We start from the raw sequence: 16952 nt of genomic DNA on the forward strand, positions 1-16952 counted from the left end.
TTAGCGCCCCTCTTTCTTAGCCAGACGCAAAATCATTAGCTTAGATAAAGCCAGTACGATAAAGGTAATAACGAACAAGATCAGACCCAGTTCCATCAACGCGGCAGTATGTAAACCAGATTCAGCTTCAGCAAACTCATTCGCCAACGCGGAGGTAATACTGTTGCCCGGCATAAACAGCGAGAAGCTGTCGAGCTGATAGGTGTTACCAATAATAAAGGTCACTGCCATGGTTTCACCCAATGCACGCCCCAGCCCCAACATCACGCCGCCAATAACACCATTTTTGGTATAAGGCAGCACAATACGCCAAATCACTTCCCACGTGGTGCAGCCAATGCCATAGGCCGACTCTTTCATCATCACCGGGGTTTGTTCAAATACATCGCGCATAACCGCTGCAATGTAAGGAATAATCATGATGGCCAAGATGATGCCGGCAGCCAAGATACCAATACCAAATGCGGGGCCAGAGAACAGCACTCCCACAATAGGGATGCCGGACATCACGTTGCCAACAGGCTCTTGGAAATAACGGGCAAACAGAGGGGCGAAGACAAATAAACCCCACATACCGTAAACAATGCTTGGGATAGCGGCCAGCAATTCAATCGCAACCCCCAGTGGGCGTCTTAGCCAATTTGGGGCCAGTTCAGTTAAGAACAAAGCAATGCCAAAACTGACCGGAACCGCGATGAGCAAGGCGATAACAGAGGTGACAACTGTGCCGTAAATCGGTACTAAAGCACCAAACTGTTCAGCCGGGGCATCCCACTCTTTGGTCCACAGGAAAGCCCAACCAAATTTTTCGATGCTTGGCCAGGAAGCAATAATCAATGAAATGATAATGCCGCCCAACAGAAATAGGGTAATCAGCGCAGCCAGTTTAACCAGCGCACTGAAAATGATGTCACCGTATTTACTCGGTGCTTTGATTGTCGGCTTGTTCGCAGCCATAGACTCTCTTCTCATCCTACCCCTAATACTTCAAGCTGCAGGGGTGTTGGCTGCTTTCGCTCACCCCAGTCACTTACTTGAGTAAGCTCCTGGGGATTATCTCAATTGCCGCCTACCTGCAACTCGAATTATTTAGGGTATATATTGTGAATCAATATTTCATAAACCGCTTGTTGCCAGTAAATCAGAAGATTGGCTTACCGTTGCTATCTTTAATCTGAGTTTTCCAAGCAGCACGAACTTGCTCAACAACTTCTGCTGGCAATGTTGCATAATCCAGTTCGTTGGCTTGTTTAGCGCCGTGAGTGTAGCCCCAGTCAAAGAACTTCAGTACTTCAACGCCGTTAGCAGCATTTTTCTGCTCTTTATGCACCAAGATGAAAGTTGTTGATGTGATAGGCCAGACATCATCACCTTTTTGATTGGTTAAATCTTGAGCAAACGTTTTGCTCCAGTCTACACCTTTAGCTGCTGCACTGAAGCTCTGCTCAGTTGGGCTAACCGGTTTGCCATCAGCAGAAACCAGTTTGGTGTAAGCCAGGTTGTTCTGTTTGGCGTAAGCATACTCGACATAACCAATCGAGCCAGGCAGACGTTGAACGAATGCAGCGATGCCGTCGTTACCTTTACCGCCCAAACCGGTCGGCCAGTTAACCGTAGAACCTGCGCCTATTTTTTCTTTCCATTCTGCATTCACTTTAGCCAGGTAGCTGGTGAACACAAATGAAGTACCGGAACCGTCAGCGCGGCGCACCACAGCAATATTTTGATCTGGTAATTTAACGCCCGGATTCAGCTTAACAATAGCCGGGTCATTCCACTTTTTCACATTGCCCAGATAAATATCACCCAGTGTTTTACCGTCTAATGTCAGTTCACCGGATTTAATGCCAGGGATATTAACGGCCAATACCACACCGCCAATCACTGTAGGGAATTGGAACAGACCTTCAGCAGCCAGTTTTTCGTCTGCCAATGGCGCATCAGAAGCACCGAAATCAACAGTATTGGCAATGATTTGTTTCACGCCGCCTGAAGAACCAATCCCCTGATAGTTAATTTTGTTACCTGTTTCTTTCTGATAAGAATCTGCCCACTTGGCATACACCGGCGCGGGGAATGTCGCACCTGCACCTGTCAGGCTTGCAGCAGCGAACACAGACACGGTAGTCATAGATAAAGTCGCTGCCACAATGCTGGCTACGGTGGTACGCATAAGTTTCATAATCCCTCCTAATGGGATATTAGAATCAACTCAAAATTATATTCATCAGATTAAGTATGGTGCAGGAGGGAAAATAGGACAGTTTAATGACAGAAAAATGTACGCAATGTTACAGTTATATGACAAGCAAAAGGGATTCAAATAAAAATATTATATATCAATAAATTAACTCTATTTTGTAGCTATTTTTTTATCCTTAACTTCGTAAAAAACTCACTTTTTTGACTCTCACTCATTTGATTAGTGATTAGTTTTTTGTGCGAAAATGACAACTCGCGGCAAACTCATAAAAGCAAAAAAGCCGACAAATGCCGGCTTTTATTTATGCTATTTCTCGTGCGGATTATTCAACCGTTACTGATTTTGCCAAGTTACGTGGTTTATCCACATCGGTACCTTTAATCAGCGCGACATGATAAGCCAACAGCTGTAGTGGAACGGTATAGAAAATTGGCGCAATTATCTCTTCAACATGAGGTAATGGCACAATCTTAACCCCTTCACTGTTGGTAAAACCGGCATCTATATCAGCAAATACATACAGTAAACCGCCGCGAGCACGAACCTCTTCAATGTTGGATTTCAGTTTTTCCAACAATTCATTGTTAGGTGCTACCACGATAACCGGCATATTGGCATCAATGAGCGCTAATGGGCCATGTTTTAATTCACCGGCGGCATAAGCTTCGGCATGAATATAAGAAATCTCTTTCAGCTTCAGCGCACCTTCCATTGCGATAGGGTATTGATCGCCACGGCCAAGGAACAATGCATTGTGCTTATCAGAGAAACCTTCAGCCAAGGCTTCAATGGTTTTATCCAATGACAGCATCTGCTCGATATGAACCGGTAAGGACTGTAACGCCTCAACAATTTCATGTTCGAGCTGTTCACTGTTTTTAATGCCTTTCAGTAAGCCAATGCGGCCCACCAGCATCAATAATACCGTCAATTGAGTGGTAAAGGCTTTGGTTGACGCAACACCAATTTCGGTACCCGCTTTCGTCATCAAGGCCAAATCTGATTCTCGTACCAGAGATGAGCCAGCAACATTACAAATTGCCAGCGAACCTAAATAACCCAGTTCTTTCGACAAGCGCAATGCCGCCAAGGTATCAGCAGTTTCACCCGATTGTGACAAGGTGATTAACAAACTGTTTGGCCGCACCGCAGGTTTGCGATAACGAAATTCGGAGGCAATTTCCACGTCACAAGGGATGCCAGCCAGAGATTCAAACCAATAACGAGAAACCATACCTGAGTTGTAAGACGTACCGCAGGCTATGATTTGAATATGTTGAACATTTGCCAATAGAGCATCGGCTTTCGGGCCAAGCTCAGACAAATCAATTTTTCCGTGGTTTAAACGGCCTTCCAGCGTATTTTTAATAGCGGTTGGCTGCTCATAAATCTCTTTTTGCATGTAGTGACGATAAATACCTTTGTCACCTGCATCATATTGCAACTGAGATTCAGTTTCCGGACGTTCAATGGCATTGCCTTGCTTGTCAAAAATACTGACACTGTGGCGAGTAACTTCAACCACATCGCCCTCTTCAAGGAAAATGAAACGGCGAGTGACGGGCAACAGAGCAAGCTGGTCAGAGGCAATAAAGTTTTCACCAATACCGCAACCAATAACCAATGGGCTACCTGAACGAGCTGCAATCAGACGACTTGGGTCACGGCTATCCATCACTACTGTGCCATAAGCACCACGCAGTTGCGGTATAACACGGCGCACGACATCAAGCAGAGAACCGCCATTTTGTTGCTCCCAATGCACCAAGTGAGCAATAACTTCAGTATCAGTTTCAGAACTGAAACGGTAGCCACGGCTAATCAATAATTCACGTAAAGGTTCGTGATTTTCGATAATACCGTTGTGAACCACGGAGATATAGTCAGAAACATGAGGGTGCGCATTGGCTTCTGATGGTGCGCCATGGGTAGCCCAGCGAGTATGTGCAATACCGGTTCCGCCATGCAAATCTTGCTTTTCAGCTGCATCTGAGAGTTCCTGCACCTTACCTAACCGGCGTAAGCGCGTCAGATGGCCTTCAGCATCAACCACGGCTAGACCGGCTGAGTCGTAACCACGGTATTCAAGACGACGTAAACCTTCGATCAGAATCTCAGCGATATCACGTTGCGCTACTGCGCCAACAATTCCACACATCTGTTTTATTCCTATGTAAGGTTCTTTTAGAACCTTGTCGATGTCAGTGACCTGATTTTCCGGATTTTCCGGGTTCCCCGAGCCTGTAGAGTTGGGGATTATTATGTTTTGTTCTGTATTCTCAGCAGAGATGGAAAAACCGAAAACACAGGGCAAAACATCCCTTCAATCAAGAATAAATAACGTTGAAGGGACTGTTTTAATAGATTATTTTTTCTTAACCGGGCGCTGCCACCCCTGAACGTGAACTTGCTTAACACGGCTGAGAACTAATTCATTTTCAGCAATATCACGGGTAACCGTGGTGCCAGCGGCAATAGTCACGCCGTTTGCAACAGTGACAGGAGCGACTAGCTGAGTATCGGACCCGACAAAGACATCATCGCCAATAATAGTTTTAAACTTATTAGCTCCATCATAGTTGCAAGTTATAGTTCCTGCGCCAATATTTACGCCAGAGCCAATTTCAGCATCACCTAAGTAAGATAAATGGCCTGCTTTAGAGCCTTTACCCAAGCGAGCTTTCTTGATTTCAACAAAATTACCAACATGCGCGCCTTCCGCTAACTCAGCACCCGGACGCAGACGAGCAAAGGGCCCAACAGTACAGCCGGAATCCAAACGAGAGTCTTCCAAGATACTGTATGGGCTGATTTCTGAATCATCACCAATCACACAGTTTTTAAGCACACATCCGGTGCCAATGCGAACCCGATCACCTAAAATTACATGACCTTCAATGATGACATTGGTATCAATGGTAATGTCACGACCGTGTGTTAATTCTCCACGCAAATCAAAGCGCGCAGGATCCAGTAACATCACCCCAGCTAATAGCAACCTTTCAGCTTGCTCGGACTGGTACACGCGCTCAAGAGTGGCTAATTGCAGACGGTTATTCACCCCTTCAACCTCACTCAGGCGGGCAGGATGAACCGCTGCAATTTTTTTACCGTCGGCATGGGCTAATGCAATAATATCAGTGATATAAAACTCACCCTGAGCATTATTATTATTCAACAATGACAGCCAGCGCTTTAAATCACGACCATTGGCAACCAATATCCCAGTATTGATTTCATTAATCTCGCGCTGTGCGTCGCTGGCATCTTTATGCTCAACAATCCCGACCACATCGCCGTTTTCGCGCACAATACGGCCATAACCGCTCGGGTTATCCAGCTTCACCGTCAGCAGGCCAATGCCGCCTTGTGGCTTCGCAGCTAGCAGCCGCTGGAGAGTATCGACGGAGATCAACGGCACATCGCCGTAGAGCATCAGGACATCTTCATCATCAGAAAAATGTGGTGCCGCTTGTTGCATTGCATGCCCAGTACCCAACTGCTCTGCTTGCAGCACCCAGTTCAATGCCGGGTCAGTCAGTGTTTTTTTCAACAACTCGCCGCCGTGCCCATAAACCAGATGAACATGTTGAGCACCCAACTTCATGGCAGCATCAATAACATGCTGAACCATCGGCTTACCTGCCAGCGGGTGTAACACCTTAGGAAGGTCGGAATACATACGCGTCCCCTTACCTGCGGCAAGGATGACTACACTCATTGAGCTGTTAGACATAAGCAACCTGATAACTCCAAATTAATAGACGGAAGTAAACCTGTTTAGCGAAATAATTACTACATATTTCTCAGCGAAAAACGTACCCAACCCGCATGGTTAAAGGGTTGTAGCGACGGAGCAGGTAATAAAAAAATGCAGGTAAAAGTGTCTGCGATCGACGACGTTTTATGACCTGTTTTTGCCAAAAAACCGTCACCCATTTAGGTTATTAGCCACTTATTTTACGACAAGAAACAAGAACTTTCAGAAAGAAACTTTACTAGTTTAGCTTAGGCTTAATTAAATAGCGGAAAGTCGTGAGATAAATGGCAAAACGCAGGGAGGGAACAGCATATGATTATTATAAAGATAAAAAAAATGCCAGTCCGTTTTCACCGACTGGCATTCTATCGTTCTTTATATGATAACTTTATAAATCAAAGAGTTGTTAGTTAAGCTTTGATGAACCCTCTAACCCAAAAACAACCCTAAGATATAAAATTACATCGCTTTCCGGGTCAGCTCGATTACGCGTAGTTTCGCAATCGCCTTCGCCAATTCAGCGGATGCCTGAGCATAGTCGACATCGCCGTGGGAATTATTGATATGATCTTCTGCTTTGCGCTTAGATTCCAGCGCCTTGGCTTCGTCCAAATCAGTTCCACGAATAGCAGTGTCAGCCAATACGATCACAACGCTCGGTTGCACCTCAAGGATGCCGCCAGAAAGATAAATGAACTCTTCCTCACCGAACTGCTTAACGATACGTATCATGCCAGGCTTAATGGCAGTGAGCAGTGGGGCGTGACCAGGGAAAATCCCCAGTTCACCTTCACTACCCGTCACCTGAATTTTTTGTACTACGCCTGAGAACATTTTCTTCTCGGCGCTCACAACATCCAGATGGTAAGTCATTGCAGCCATGTCACCCTCCAGTCAACAGCGTTACAGTTTCTTGGCTTTTTCCACTGCTTCTTCAATGGTGCCAACCATGTAGAACGCCTGCTCCGGCAGGTGGTCATAGTCGCCGTTCATGATGCCTTTGAAACCACGAATGGTGTCTTTCAGCGATACGAACTTGCCCGGTGAACCGGTAAAGACTTCTGCCACGAAGAACGGTTGAGACAGGAAGCGCTGGATTTTACGCGCACGGGATACAACCAGTTTGTCATCTTCTGACAACTCGTCCATACCCAAGATAGCGATAATATCTTTCAGTTCCTGGTAACGTTGCAGAATAGACTGCACGCCACGCGCTACATCGTAGTGCTCCTGACCAACAACCAGCGGATCGAGCTGACGGCTGGTGGAGTCAAGCGGGTCAACCGCCGGGTAAATACCCAGAGAGGCGATTTGACGGCTCAGTACGACGGTTGCATCCAAGTGAGCAAAGGTGGTTGCTGGAGATGGGTCAGTCAAGTCATCCGCTGGCACGTAAACGGCCTGAACAGAGGTAATTGAACCCGTCTTGGTGGAGGTAATACGTTCCTGCAACACACCCATCTCTTCTGCCAGCGTTGGCTGATAGCCTACTGCAGATGGCATACGACCCAGCAGTGCGGATACTTCCGTACCGGCCAAGGTATAACGATAGATGTTATCGATGAACAGCAATACGTCACGGCCTTCATCACGGAATTTCTCCGCCATGGTCAAGCCAGTCAGTGCAACGCGCAGACGGTTACCTGGTGGCTCATTCATCTGGCCATAAACCAAGGATACTTTGTCCAGAACGTTGGAGTCAGTCATCTCGTGGTAGAAGTCGTTACCCTCACGAGTACGTTCACCCACACCAGCAAATACGGAATAACCTGAGTGCTCAATCGCAATGTTACGAATAAGCTCCATCATGTTTACCGTTTTACCAACACCCGCACCACCGAACAGACCAACTTTACCGCCCTTAGCGAACGGACAAATCAAGTCCATAACCTTGATACCGGTTTCTAACAGGTCTTGCGAGCTGGCAAGCTCTTCGTAAGAAGGCGCTTCACGGTGGATTGCCCAACGCTCTTCTTCACCGATAGGACCTTTCATGTCGATTGGATCACCCAATACGTTCATGATACGGCCCAGAGTTGATTTACCAACTGGCACTTCAATTGGGTGTTCCAGGTTAATAACTTTCAACCCGCGGCTCAAACCATCGGAAGAGCCCATTGCGATACAACGAACAACACCACCGCCCAGCTGTTGCTGAACTTCCAGCACCAGCTTCTCAGCTGCGCCTTCAACCTCAAGGGCGTTGTACACTTTTGGTACAGCGTCTTGGGGGAATTCGACGTCCACTACGGCGCCGATTACCTGGATAATCTTTCCAGTAGCCATCTTGAATCCTCTACGTAATACGTTTACCCGTCATATTCCAAATTGCTGGGGCGTTGGCTGCCTTCTCTCACCCTAGTTGCTTAGCGAGTAAGCTCCTGGGGATTTGCTCAGTTGCCGCCTTCCCGCAATCTGAACTATTTAGGGTAATAACCTGGTTAAACCGCGGAGGCTCCCCCGACGATTTCGGTGAGTTCCTGAGTGATGCTGGCCTGACGAGCCTTGTTGTAAACCAACTGCAGCTCTTTGATCAGACTACCGCCGTTATCGGTGGCGGCTTTCATCGCTACCATTCGCGCGGCCTGTTCGCTGGCCAGGTTTTCAACGACGCCCTGATAAACTTGTGATTCCACATAGCGACGCAGGAGAGTATCCAGCAGTGCTTTAGGATCAGGTTCATACAGGTAATCCCAGGATTTCCTCTTCAGCTCACCGTCTTCCGCTGGCGGAAGAGGTAACAGCTGCATGATCCGTGGTTCCTGAGACATCGTATTGATAAACTTGTTATTAACGATATACAGTTTATCCAGACGACCTTCATCATAGGCTTGCAACATCACTTTCACTGGCCCGATAAGTTCTGACAGGGAAGGGTTATCTCCCATGCCAGTAACCTGAGCAACAATCTTGCCGCCCACGGAACCAAAGAAAGATGCAGCTTTTGATCCAATCAGCGCTAAATCGCATTCAACGCCTTTTTCAGACCAACCTTTCATCTCAGCTAACAGTCTTTTGAACAGGTTAATGTTCAAGCCACCACACAAGCCACGGTCTGTAGAAACCACCAGATACCCAACACGCTTAACATCGCGCTCTTCCAGGTATGGATGTTTGTATTCCAGATTACCTAGCGCAAGGTGACCAATCACACTACGCATTGTTTCTGCATAAGGACGGCTGGCCGCCATGCGTTCCTGCGATTTACGCATTTTGGAGGCGGCGACCATCTCCATGGCTTTGGTGATCTTTTGCGTGTTTTGCACGCTGGCGATCTTGGAACGTATCTCTTTTGCGCCGGCCATTTCTGCTTCTCCTCATTGCCAGACGGCCTGCTTTCCTAATGAAAAGCAAGGCCGCATAGCGTTACCAGGACTGGGTTGCCTTAAATGTATCAAGGATGCCTTTCAGCTTTGCCTCGATCTCATCGTTATACGCGCCAGTTTGGTTGATTTGTTGCAGAAGCTCGGCATGCTCACGGTCAGCAAACGCCAACAGCGCAGCTTCAAAGCTACCTACCTTCGCCAACTCGATATCACCCAGATAACCACGTTCAGCTGCAAACAGAACCAGAGACTGCTGCGCAACAGACATCGGTGCGTATTGTTTCTGTTTCAGAAGCTCGGTCACTTTCTGACCATGGCTCAGCTGTTTACGTGTTGCATCATCCAAATCGGATGCGAACTGGGAGAACGCAGCAAGTTCACGATACTGTGCCAAAGCGGTACGGATACCACCGGACAGTTTTTTCATGATCTTGGTCTGCGCTGCACCACCCACACGAGATACGGAGATACCCGGGTTAACCGCAGGACGAATACCGGCGTTAAACAGGCTGGATTCCAGGAAGATCTGACCATCAGTAATCGAAATTACGTTGGTCGGAACGAACGCGGAAACGTCCCCTGCTTGAGTTTCAATGATTGGCAATGCGGTCAAAGAACCGGTTTTACCTTTCACTTCACCCTTGGTAAAGGCTTCAACGTAGTCTGCGTTAACACGCGCAGCACGCTCCAGCAAACGGGAGTGGAGGTAGAATACGTCGCCAGGATAAGCTTCACGACCTGGTGGACGACGGAGCAGCAAGGAGATTTGACGATATGCAACAGCCTGTTTAGACAGGTCATCATAAATAATCAGCGCATCTTCACCGCGGTCGCGGAAATATTCACCCATGGCACAACCGGAGTAAGGTGCCAGGTATTGCAATGCTGCAGATTCTGATGCGGTAGCGACAACCACAATGGTGTTCGCCAACGCGCCATGTTCTTCCAGTTTACGCACTACGTTTGCAACAGTAGAGGCTTTCTGGCCGATAGCAACATACACACATTTAATGCCGGAATCGCGCTGGTTGATGATCGCATCAATCGCCAGAGCAGTTTTACCTGTCTGACGGTCACCGATGATCAATTCACGCTGGCCACGACCGATTGGAATCATGGCATCGACTGATTTATAGCCAGTTTGAACAGGTTCATCAACGGATTGACGTTCGATAACGCCAGGCGCGATAGCTTCAACAGCTGAGAAGCCGTCATTTTCTACCGGACCTTTACCATCAATAGGTTCACCCAGAGTATTGACGACGCGACCCAACAGGCCACGACCGACTGGAACTTCCAGGATACGGCCAGTACATTTAACCTTCATGCCTTCAGCAAGATCGGCGTACGGCCCCATAACCACAGCACCTACGGAGTCGCGCTCCAGGTTCAGTGCGATTGCGTAACGGTTGCCAGGCAGTGCGATCATCTCGCCTTGCATTACATCGGCCAGACCGTGTACACGAATGATCCCGTCACTAACGGAAACAATAGTACCTTCATTGTGAGCTTCGCTCACTACATTGAACTGAGCAATGCGCTGCTTGATCAGTTCGCTGATTTCGGTGGAATTCAGTTGCATATGCTCCAGTCCCCTTAAGACTGCAAGACGTCTGCCAGGCGTTCAAGACGACCGCGAACGCTGCCATCTATCACCATATCGCCCGCACGTATTACTACGCCGGCCATTACAGACTTATCAATTTTGCAATTCAGCTTAACTTTGCGTGACAGACGTTTTTCCATCGCAGCGGCAATTTTAGCCAGCTGTTCGTCGTTCAATGGGCTCGCAGAGCTCACTTCAACGTCGACGGTCGACTCCAGTGAGGCACGCAGTTGAATAAACTGCTGCAACACCTCAGGAAGAACCAGTAAACGGCCATTCTCCGCCATAACTCGAATGAAGTTCTGTGCGGGTTCATCGAGCTGATCACCACAGACTGCAATAAACGTCTTAGACATTGTTTCTGGCGCTACAGCACCGGAAAGCAATTCAGCGATTTGTTCATTGCGAGTCACTTGGGCAGTAAACGCCAGCATATCTTGCCAACGCTCAACCGCCTGGTGCTCAACAGCAAAGTCAAAAGCTGCTTTGGCGTAGGGGCGAGCTACAGTTACAAATTCAGACATCAGCCCCTCCCTCCTTACAGTTCAGCGACCAGTTTATCAACGATGTCGCTGTTAGCAGCTTCATCCACGGAACGTTCGATGATCTTCTCGGCGCCAGCTATAGCCAACATCGCGACTTGCTTACGCAACTCTTCACGAGCACGCTTACGTTCGGCGTCGATCTCTGCCTGCGCTTGCGCCACGATTTTGTTACGTTCCTGTTCAGCTTCTGCTTTAGCTTCATCAAGGATCTGAGCTTTGCGTTTACTTGCCTGCTCAATAATCACCTGTGCTTCTGCTTTGGCCTTCTTCAGTTGGTCGGTCGCATTGGCTTGCGCTAAGTCCAAATCTTTTTTGGCACGTTCTGCAGAAGAGAGACCGTCAGCAATTTCTTTTTGACGCTTCTCGATAGCAGCCATAATCGGCGGCCATATATACTTCATACAAAACAGGACAAACAGGACAAACGCGATGGCCTGGCCGAGGATTGTTGCGTTAAGATTCACAGCACAATGCCTCTTTAAAAGTTAATAGTTTGGTGTAGTTCACAGTAGAGAAAACTCTACTTACGCGACAGCAAACATCACGTACAGACCCAGACCAACAGCGATCATAGGGATGGCGTCAACCAGGCCCATGACGATAAAGAACTGTGTACGCAGCAGAGGAATCAGGTCAGGCTGACGCGCAGCGCCTTCCAAAAATTTACCACCCAGGATGCCGATACCGATCGCAGCACCGATTGCCGCTAAACCCATCATTATAGCGGCAGCCATGTACAGCAGATCCATATTCAGGTTTTCCATGACAGTCTCCAGTTTATTTCAGTTAAAACGCAGTAGTGTTATAAGAAAATCAGTGCTCTTCGGACGCCATCGACAGATAGACAATCGTCAGAACCATGAAGATAAAGGCTTGTAACGTAATGATCAGTATGTGGAAAATAGCCCAAGGTAAACTGAGCATCCACTGTGACCACCACGGCAACAGGCCAGCAATCAGGATGAAGATCAACTCACCCGCATACATGTTGCCGAACAGTCGCAGACCGAGTGAAACCGGTTTGGACAGCAGGCTGACACCTTCCAGAATTAAGTTAACTGGAATGAATATCGGGTGATTGAACGGCTGCATCGTTAATTCTTTTACGAAGCCGCCTACACCTTTCATTTTAATGCTATAGAACAGGATCAGGATGAATACACCCAATGCCATGGACAAGGTAATACTCACATCAGCCGTAGGTACCACACGCAGTGCTGGTAACCCAAAGACACGTTCACCGATGAGAGGCAGTAAATCGATTGGTAGTAAATCCATCATGTTCATCAATAAAACCCAAACAAACACGGTCAGGGCTAATGGTGCGATGACTTTACTTTTGCCGTGGTACATATCCCGAACGCTGTTATCGACAAACCCGATAATGAGCTCAACTGCTGTCTGCAATTTACCCGGCACGCCACTGGTGGCACCTGCCGCAACTTTGCGGAAAATAAACAGAAAAGCTAACCCCAGCACGACAGAGAAGAACAAAGAGTCAATGTTCAACGTCCAGAACGTCGCAGGGCCAGGTGATTGGGGATTGACCAACTCAAAGGTACGCAGGTCCAACTGAAGGTTATTCAGATGGTGTCCTATGTAGTCCCTTGGAGTAGAGATTTCTCCTGATGCAGACATGATGCCTCTTACCCTTTTGTAGTTAAATGCGATAACCGCTAAATACGATAACTGTTAAGTACGGTTGCCACTTATCACGGCCGGTGCCAATATCTGCACAATTAGCACCGCTAAATAGGTTAAGCCTAGTGGTGCAAATGCTGCTTTAAGCAACCCTAACGCCACAATCAGCAAAATTATCGTCACGATAACTTTTAACCCTTCACCAATGGCGAACGACCATGCAACACGACCCGGAGCAGCTGTTTTCGCCTGATGACGACTGGCAAACAACATAAATACGGCATTGGGTAACCATGCTGCCAGCCCACCTGCCAGAGCCGAAGCACTCCATTCCAGGCTTTTAAAACCAAAAACAGCACTGAGAACAACAAAAGTCATTAACTGCAACAACAGCAACTTTCGTGCAATTTTCCCACTGTAAAGGGATACAGACATGACGTTTGTTCTCTCCGAACCACACTAAAGGTATGCTGAGTGAGGTATAAAACTGCCTTTTACCCCATTGAGTCAAGCAGCAAAAAACGAGCAAATTATACGGGCCACTCAAACGAATTCAATCGATAAGTAGCGAAAAGGTGAACAATTATTTAAATTTTCTTCTTTCGAGCTATTTTCACAAGAAAAGCCTCGGAATAAAGCACGTATTTAATTGTCTGACGATTCCAACTATTATCAATAAAGCGTGGAACTGATCACATAACTAAAAACAAACTAATTTATATCCTATAAGACTTCTCTTTGTCTTTAACGAAAAGAGCCATTAAAAACTTTTATAAATCATAATGTTAAATTTAAACCATTATCAAACAACTTATCTACTTAGTAAAAACTTACCGTTGACATTTCCGATAATAATCCGGCAACACTTCAGATACATAAAAAGTGCAATGTCTCCGATAAAATAATGACCAAGGTGATTATTTCGCCGCATTAAATATAGTGATGTCAATTCTTACCGCTGATTTTGTAAACAATACGTGAAATATAATCTTCCCGTAAGAGAACCTGCGAATAAATACTCACCAATATTAAAACGACTAAATAAGATAAATTCCCCTGCTTCAAGTAAGGATTTATTACATTTTTTTGATAAATAGCAAAGTTAGTTTGACTTAAGAATCACCAAATGACGTTCACCCTCTAACTCGGGCACCTGCAATCGAATCACTGACTCGAGAACGACGCCATCAGGCAGTATCGCCAATTCATCATCTGGCCTCACCCCTTTAAGCGCATAAAAACGCCCTCCGGGCTTGGCAGGCAAATGATGACACCAAGACAGCATATCTTGTAAGGATGCAAATGCACGGCTTATTACGCCATCAAATACCGGTTTTGCGGCAAAGTCCTCAACACGGCTTTGTACCGGTTCGATATTGCTTAGCCCTAATTCATGCTGAACCTGACGCAAAAAACGAATGCGTTTACCCAAACTATCGAGCAATACGAAATGTGCATCAGGGCGCACAATAGCTAAAGGTATTCCCGGAAGCCCAGGACCCGTCCCAACATCAATAAAACGGTTACCTTGTAAGTGCGGGTTAACAACAATGCTATCCAAGATATGCCGTACCAGCATTTGCATAGGGTCACGGACAGAGGTGAGATTATAAGCTTTGTTCCACTTATGAAGCAGTTCTACATAGCCTATCAATTGGTGTTTTTGCTGATCGGGTAACGCAATACCTGCCGCGTTCAGCAGGGAATCTAATTTTTTTAACACAACAATATCCTCTGACTGAAAAAGCTTCTGTCAGCATGTAATGAGCCGGTATGAGAAAGAATAATCTAGCTTAGCCGTGGTTTGAATAGTTAGGGCTAAAATCTACCTGGCCGCTTATCGTGCGCGGCTCAGGCAAATGTTTAATCGTTACGCGCTACGACGTAACAACCCCTGTTTTTTCAGCCAAACCAGCAAAATGGAAATTGCCGCAGGTGTAATACCTGAAATACGTGATGCTTGCCCAATTGAGTTAGGTTTGTGATCATTCAGTTTAGCAATAACTTCATTAGATAAACCAGACACTTGGCGATAATCTAAATCAACAGGCAACAATGTATTCTCATTGCGCAATTGCTTTTCGATCTCTTCCTGCTGACGAGCAATATAACCTTCATATTTAACTTGAATTTCAACCTGATCAGCAGCTTGCGGATCCGTTAATGCGGGGCCGAATGAAGGTAATGTTGTTAATAAGCGATAGTCGATTTCAGGGCGACGCAGTAATTCTTCACCATTGGCTTCTTTTGACAGTGGCGCTTTCAGCAACGCATTGATTTCAGATACATTTTCGGAGTGAGGATGAACCCATATATCACGTAAACGCTGGCGTTCTTTCTCAATTTGCTCAACTTTTTGGCTGAAGTGAGCCCAACGCACATCATCGACTAGCCCTAATTTTCGGCCCATTTCCGTCAAACGTAGGTCTGCATTGTCTTCACGTAGCATGAGGCGATATTCAGCTCGTGAGGTAAACATACGGTACGGCTCTTTGGTACCAAGGGTGCTTAAATCGTCCACCAGCACGCCAAGGTAAGCTTCATCACGGCGAGGCGACCATCCATCTTCATCATTAGCGAAACGGCCCGCATTGAGGCCTGCAAGCAGCCCTTGAGCTGCTGCTTCTTCATAGCCGGTGGTGCCATTGATTTGCCCAGCAAAGAACAAGCCCTGAATATATTTACTTTCCAGGGTAGGTTTTAAATCACGGGGATCAAAGAAATCGTATTCGATAGCATAACCAGGCCGAATAATACGTGCATTTTCAAGACCTTTCATCGAGCGGACGATCTGCATTTGGACATCAAAAGGCAAGCTGGTAGAAATGCCGTTTGGATAAATCTCATTACTCGTCAAACCTTCAGGTTCAAGGAAGATCTGATGTGAATTACGATCGGCAAAACGCATGACTTTGTCTTCGATAGATGGGCAATAACGTGGCCCGATCCCCTCAATGATCCCGGCATACATCGGGCTGCGATCCAAGTTATTACGGATCACTTCATGCGTTTTTTCATTGGTGTATGTGATATGACACGCCATTTGCTCAGGATGCTGACTGGCATTTCCCAAGAAAGAAAATACTGGAATTGGCGTATCACCAAGCTGAGGAGCCAATTGGCTAAAATCAATGGTGCGGGCATCAATACGCGGTGGAGTACCCGTTTTAAGGCGATTTACACGTAGCGGTAATTCACGCAGACGTTGTGACAATGAGATTGATGGTGGATCACCAGCACGACCGCCGCTGTAGTTCTCAAGGCCAATATGAATTTTTCCGTCAAGGAAAGTGCCGACAGTTAAGACTACCGCTTTGGCTCGGAATTTTAATCCCATTTTGGTCACAGCACCGACCACACGATCATTTTCAACAATCAGATCTTCTACAGGTTGTTGGAAGATCATCAAGTTAGGCTGGTTTTCCAATGCGGTACGTACTGCCTGGCGATACAGAACACGGTCGGCTTGCGCTCGGGTAGCTCTTACCGCAGGCCCTTTGCTGGCGTTTAGTATCCTAAACTGGATACCGGCCTGGTCAGTTGCCATCGCCATTAAGCCGCCCAGAGCATCAATCTCTTTTACCAAATGCCCCTTACCGATACCGCCAATCGCTGGGTTACAAGACATTTGTCCCAGTGTGTCGATATTGTGCGTCAGCAATAAGGTCTGACGTCCCATGCGTGCCGCTGCCATTGCAGCTTCCGTGCCGGCATGGCCACCACCAATGATGATGACGTCAAATTGATCTGGATAAAACATGGTACTGCACCTCGCCGTTATGCGAATTTCTGTGTTTGCCCTGGGGTGGGGGATTCTACTCAAGTTTAGACGATCGACCAAGCAGCTTAGGATCGCCCTTAATTAAAAGAA

At 46.9% G+C, this 16952-nt stretch carries 15 protein-coding genes; all 15 read right to left on the reverse strand.

Translation table 11 applies throughout. The features are described from left to right. Complete coding sequence (gene pstC / locus F0T03_RS21410) at positions 1 to 957, reverse strand: phosphate ABC transporter permease PstC (protein WP_145555340.1); 957 nt, start codon at positions 955 to 957, stop codon at positions 1 to 3. 184 nt (positions 958 to 1141) lie between these two features. Beyond that, on the reverse strand, positions 1142 to 2182 hold the full coding sequence (gene pstS, locus F0T03_RS21415; RefSeq protein ID WP_145555341.1) for a phosphate ABC transporter substrate-binding protein PstS: 1041 nt from the start codon (positions 2180 to 2182) through the stop codon (positions 1142 to 1144). A gap of 343 nt (positions 2183 to 2525) precedes the next feature. Continuing rightward, positions 2526 to 4361 carry a glutamine--fructose-6-phosphate transaminase (isomerizing) gene (glmS, locus tag F0T03_RS21420; protein ID WP_145555342.1) on the reverse strand — a complete coding sequence of 612 codons (1836 nt, stop codon included), beginning with the start codon at positions 4359 to 4361 and terminating at the stop codon, positions 2526 to 2528. A gap of 207 nt (positions 4362 to 4568) precedes the next feature. Beyond that, entirely contained in the window at positions 4569 to 5939 is a 1371-nt protein-coding gene (gene glmU / locus F0T03_RS21425; protein WP_145555343.1) for a bifunctional UDP-N-acetylglucosamine diphosphorylase/glucosamine-1-phosphate N-acetyltransferase GlmU, read from the reverse strand. A 483-nt stretch (positions 5940 to 6422) separates the two neighbouring features. Then, a complete protein-coding gene (locus tag F0T03_RS21430) occupies positions 6423 to 6845 on the reverse strand; it encodes a F0F1 ATP synthase subunit epsilon (RefSeq protein ID WP_004393020.1) in 423 nt (140 codons plus the stop codon). 21 nt (positions 6846 to 6866) lie between these two features. Next, positions 6867 to 8249, reverse strand: a complete 1383-nt coding sequence (gene atpD, locus F0T03_RS21435) for a F0F1 ATP synthase subunit beta (RefSeq protein WP_032816366.1) — start codon at positions 8247 to 8249, stop codon at positions 6867 to 6869. Positions 8250 to 8404: 155 nt separating this feature from the next. After that, entirely contained in the window at positions 8405 to 9268 is an 864-nt protein-coding gene (atpG, locus tag F0T03_RS21440; protein ID WP_004393031.1) for a F0F1 ATP synthase subunit gamma, read from the reverse strand. Positions 9269 to 9329: 61 nt separating this feature from the next. Beyond that, complete coding sequence (gene atpA, locus F0T03_RS21445; RefSeq protein ID WP_004713914.1) at positions 9330 to 10871, reverse strand: F0F1 ATP synthase subunit alpha; 1542 nt, start codon at positions 10869 to 10871, stop codon at positions 9330 to 9332. A 14-nt stretch (positions 10872 to 10885) separates the two neighbouring features. Next, a complete protein-coding gene (gene atpH, locus F0T03_RS21450) occupies positions 10886 to 11419 on the reverse strand; it encodes a F0F1 ATP synthase subunit delta (RefSeq protein WP_004875721.1) in 534 nt (177 codons plus the stop codon). Between the two features lie 14 nt (positions 11420 to 11433). Beyond that, positions 11434 to 11904, reverse strand: a complete 471-nt coding sequence (gene atpF / locus F0T03_RS21455; RefSeq protein ID WP_004393038.1) for a F0F1 ATP synthase subunit B — start codon at positions 11902 to 11904, stop codon at positions 11434 to 11436. Between the two features lie 60 nt (positions 11905 to 11964). Further along, complete coding sequence (gene atpE / locus F0T03_RS21460) at positions 11965 to 12204, reverse strand: F0F1 ATP synthase subunit C (RefSeq protein ID WP_004393045.1); 240 nt, start codon at positions 12202 to 12204, stop codon at positions 11965 to 11967. 49 nt (positions 12205 to 12253) lie between these two features. Further along, complete coding sequence (gene atpB / locus F0T03_RS21465) at positions 12254 to 13078, reverse strand: F0F1 ATP synthase subunit A (RefSeq protein WP_145555344.1); 825 nt, start codon at positions 13076 to 13078, stop codon at positions 12254 to 12256. Between the two features lie 54 nt (positions 13079 to 13132). Further along, a complete protein-coding gene (gene atpI / locus F0T03_RS21470) occupies positions 13133 to 13516 on the reverse strand; it encodes a F0F1 ATP synthase subunit I (RefSeq protein ID WP_145555345.1) in 384 nt (127 codons plus the stop codon). Positions 13517 to 14183: 667 nt separating this feature from the next. Next, positions 14184 to 14804 (reverse strand): 16S rRNA (guanine(527)-N(7))-methyltransferase RsmG, encoded by a 621-nt coding sequence (gene rsmG, locus F0T03_RS21475; protein ID WP_159680590.1) that lies wholly within the window; start codon positions 14802 to 14804, stop codon positions 14184 to 14186. 147 nt (positions 14805 to 14951) lie between these two features. Then, on the reverse strand, positions 14952 to 16841 hold the full coding sequence (mnmG, locus tag F0T03_RS21480; protein ID WP_145555347.1) for a tRNA uridine-5-carboxymethylaminomethyl(34) synthesis enzyme MnmG: 1890 nt from the start codon (positions 16839 to 16841) through the stop codon (positions 14952 to 14954). Positions 16842 to 16952: the final 111 nt, after the last annotated feature.

The sequence above is a fragment of the Yersinia canariae genome (assembly GCF_009831415.1).
GTDB classification, from domain to species: Bacteria; Pseudomonadota; Gammaproteobacteria; order Enterobacterales; family Enterobacteriaceae; genus Yersinia; species Yersinia canariae.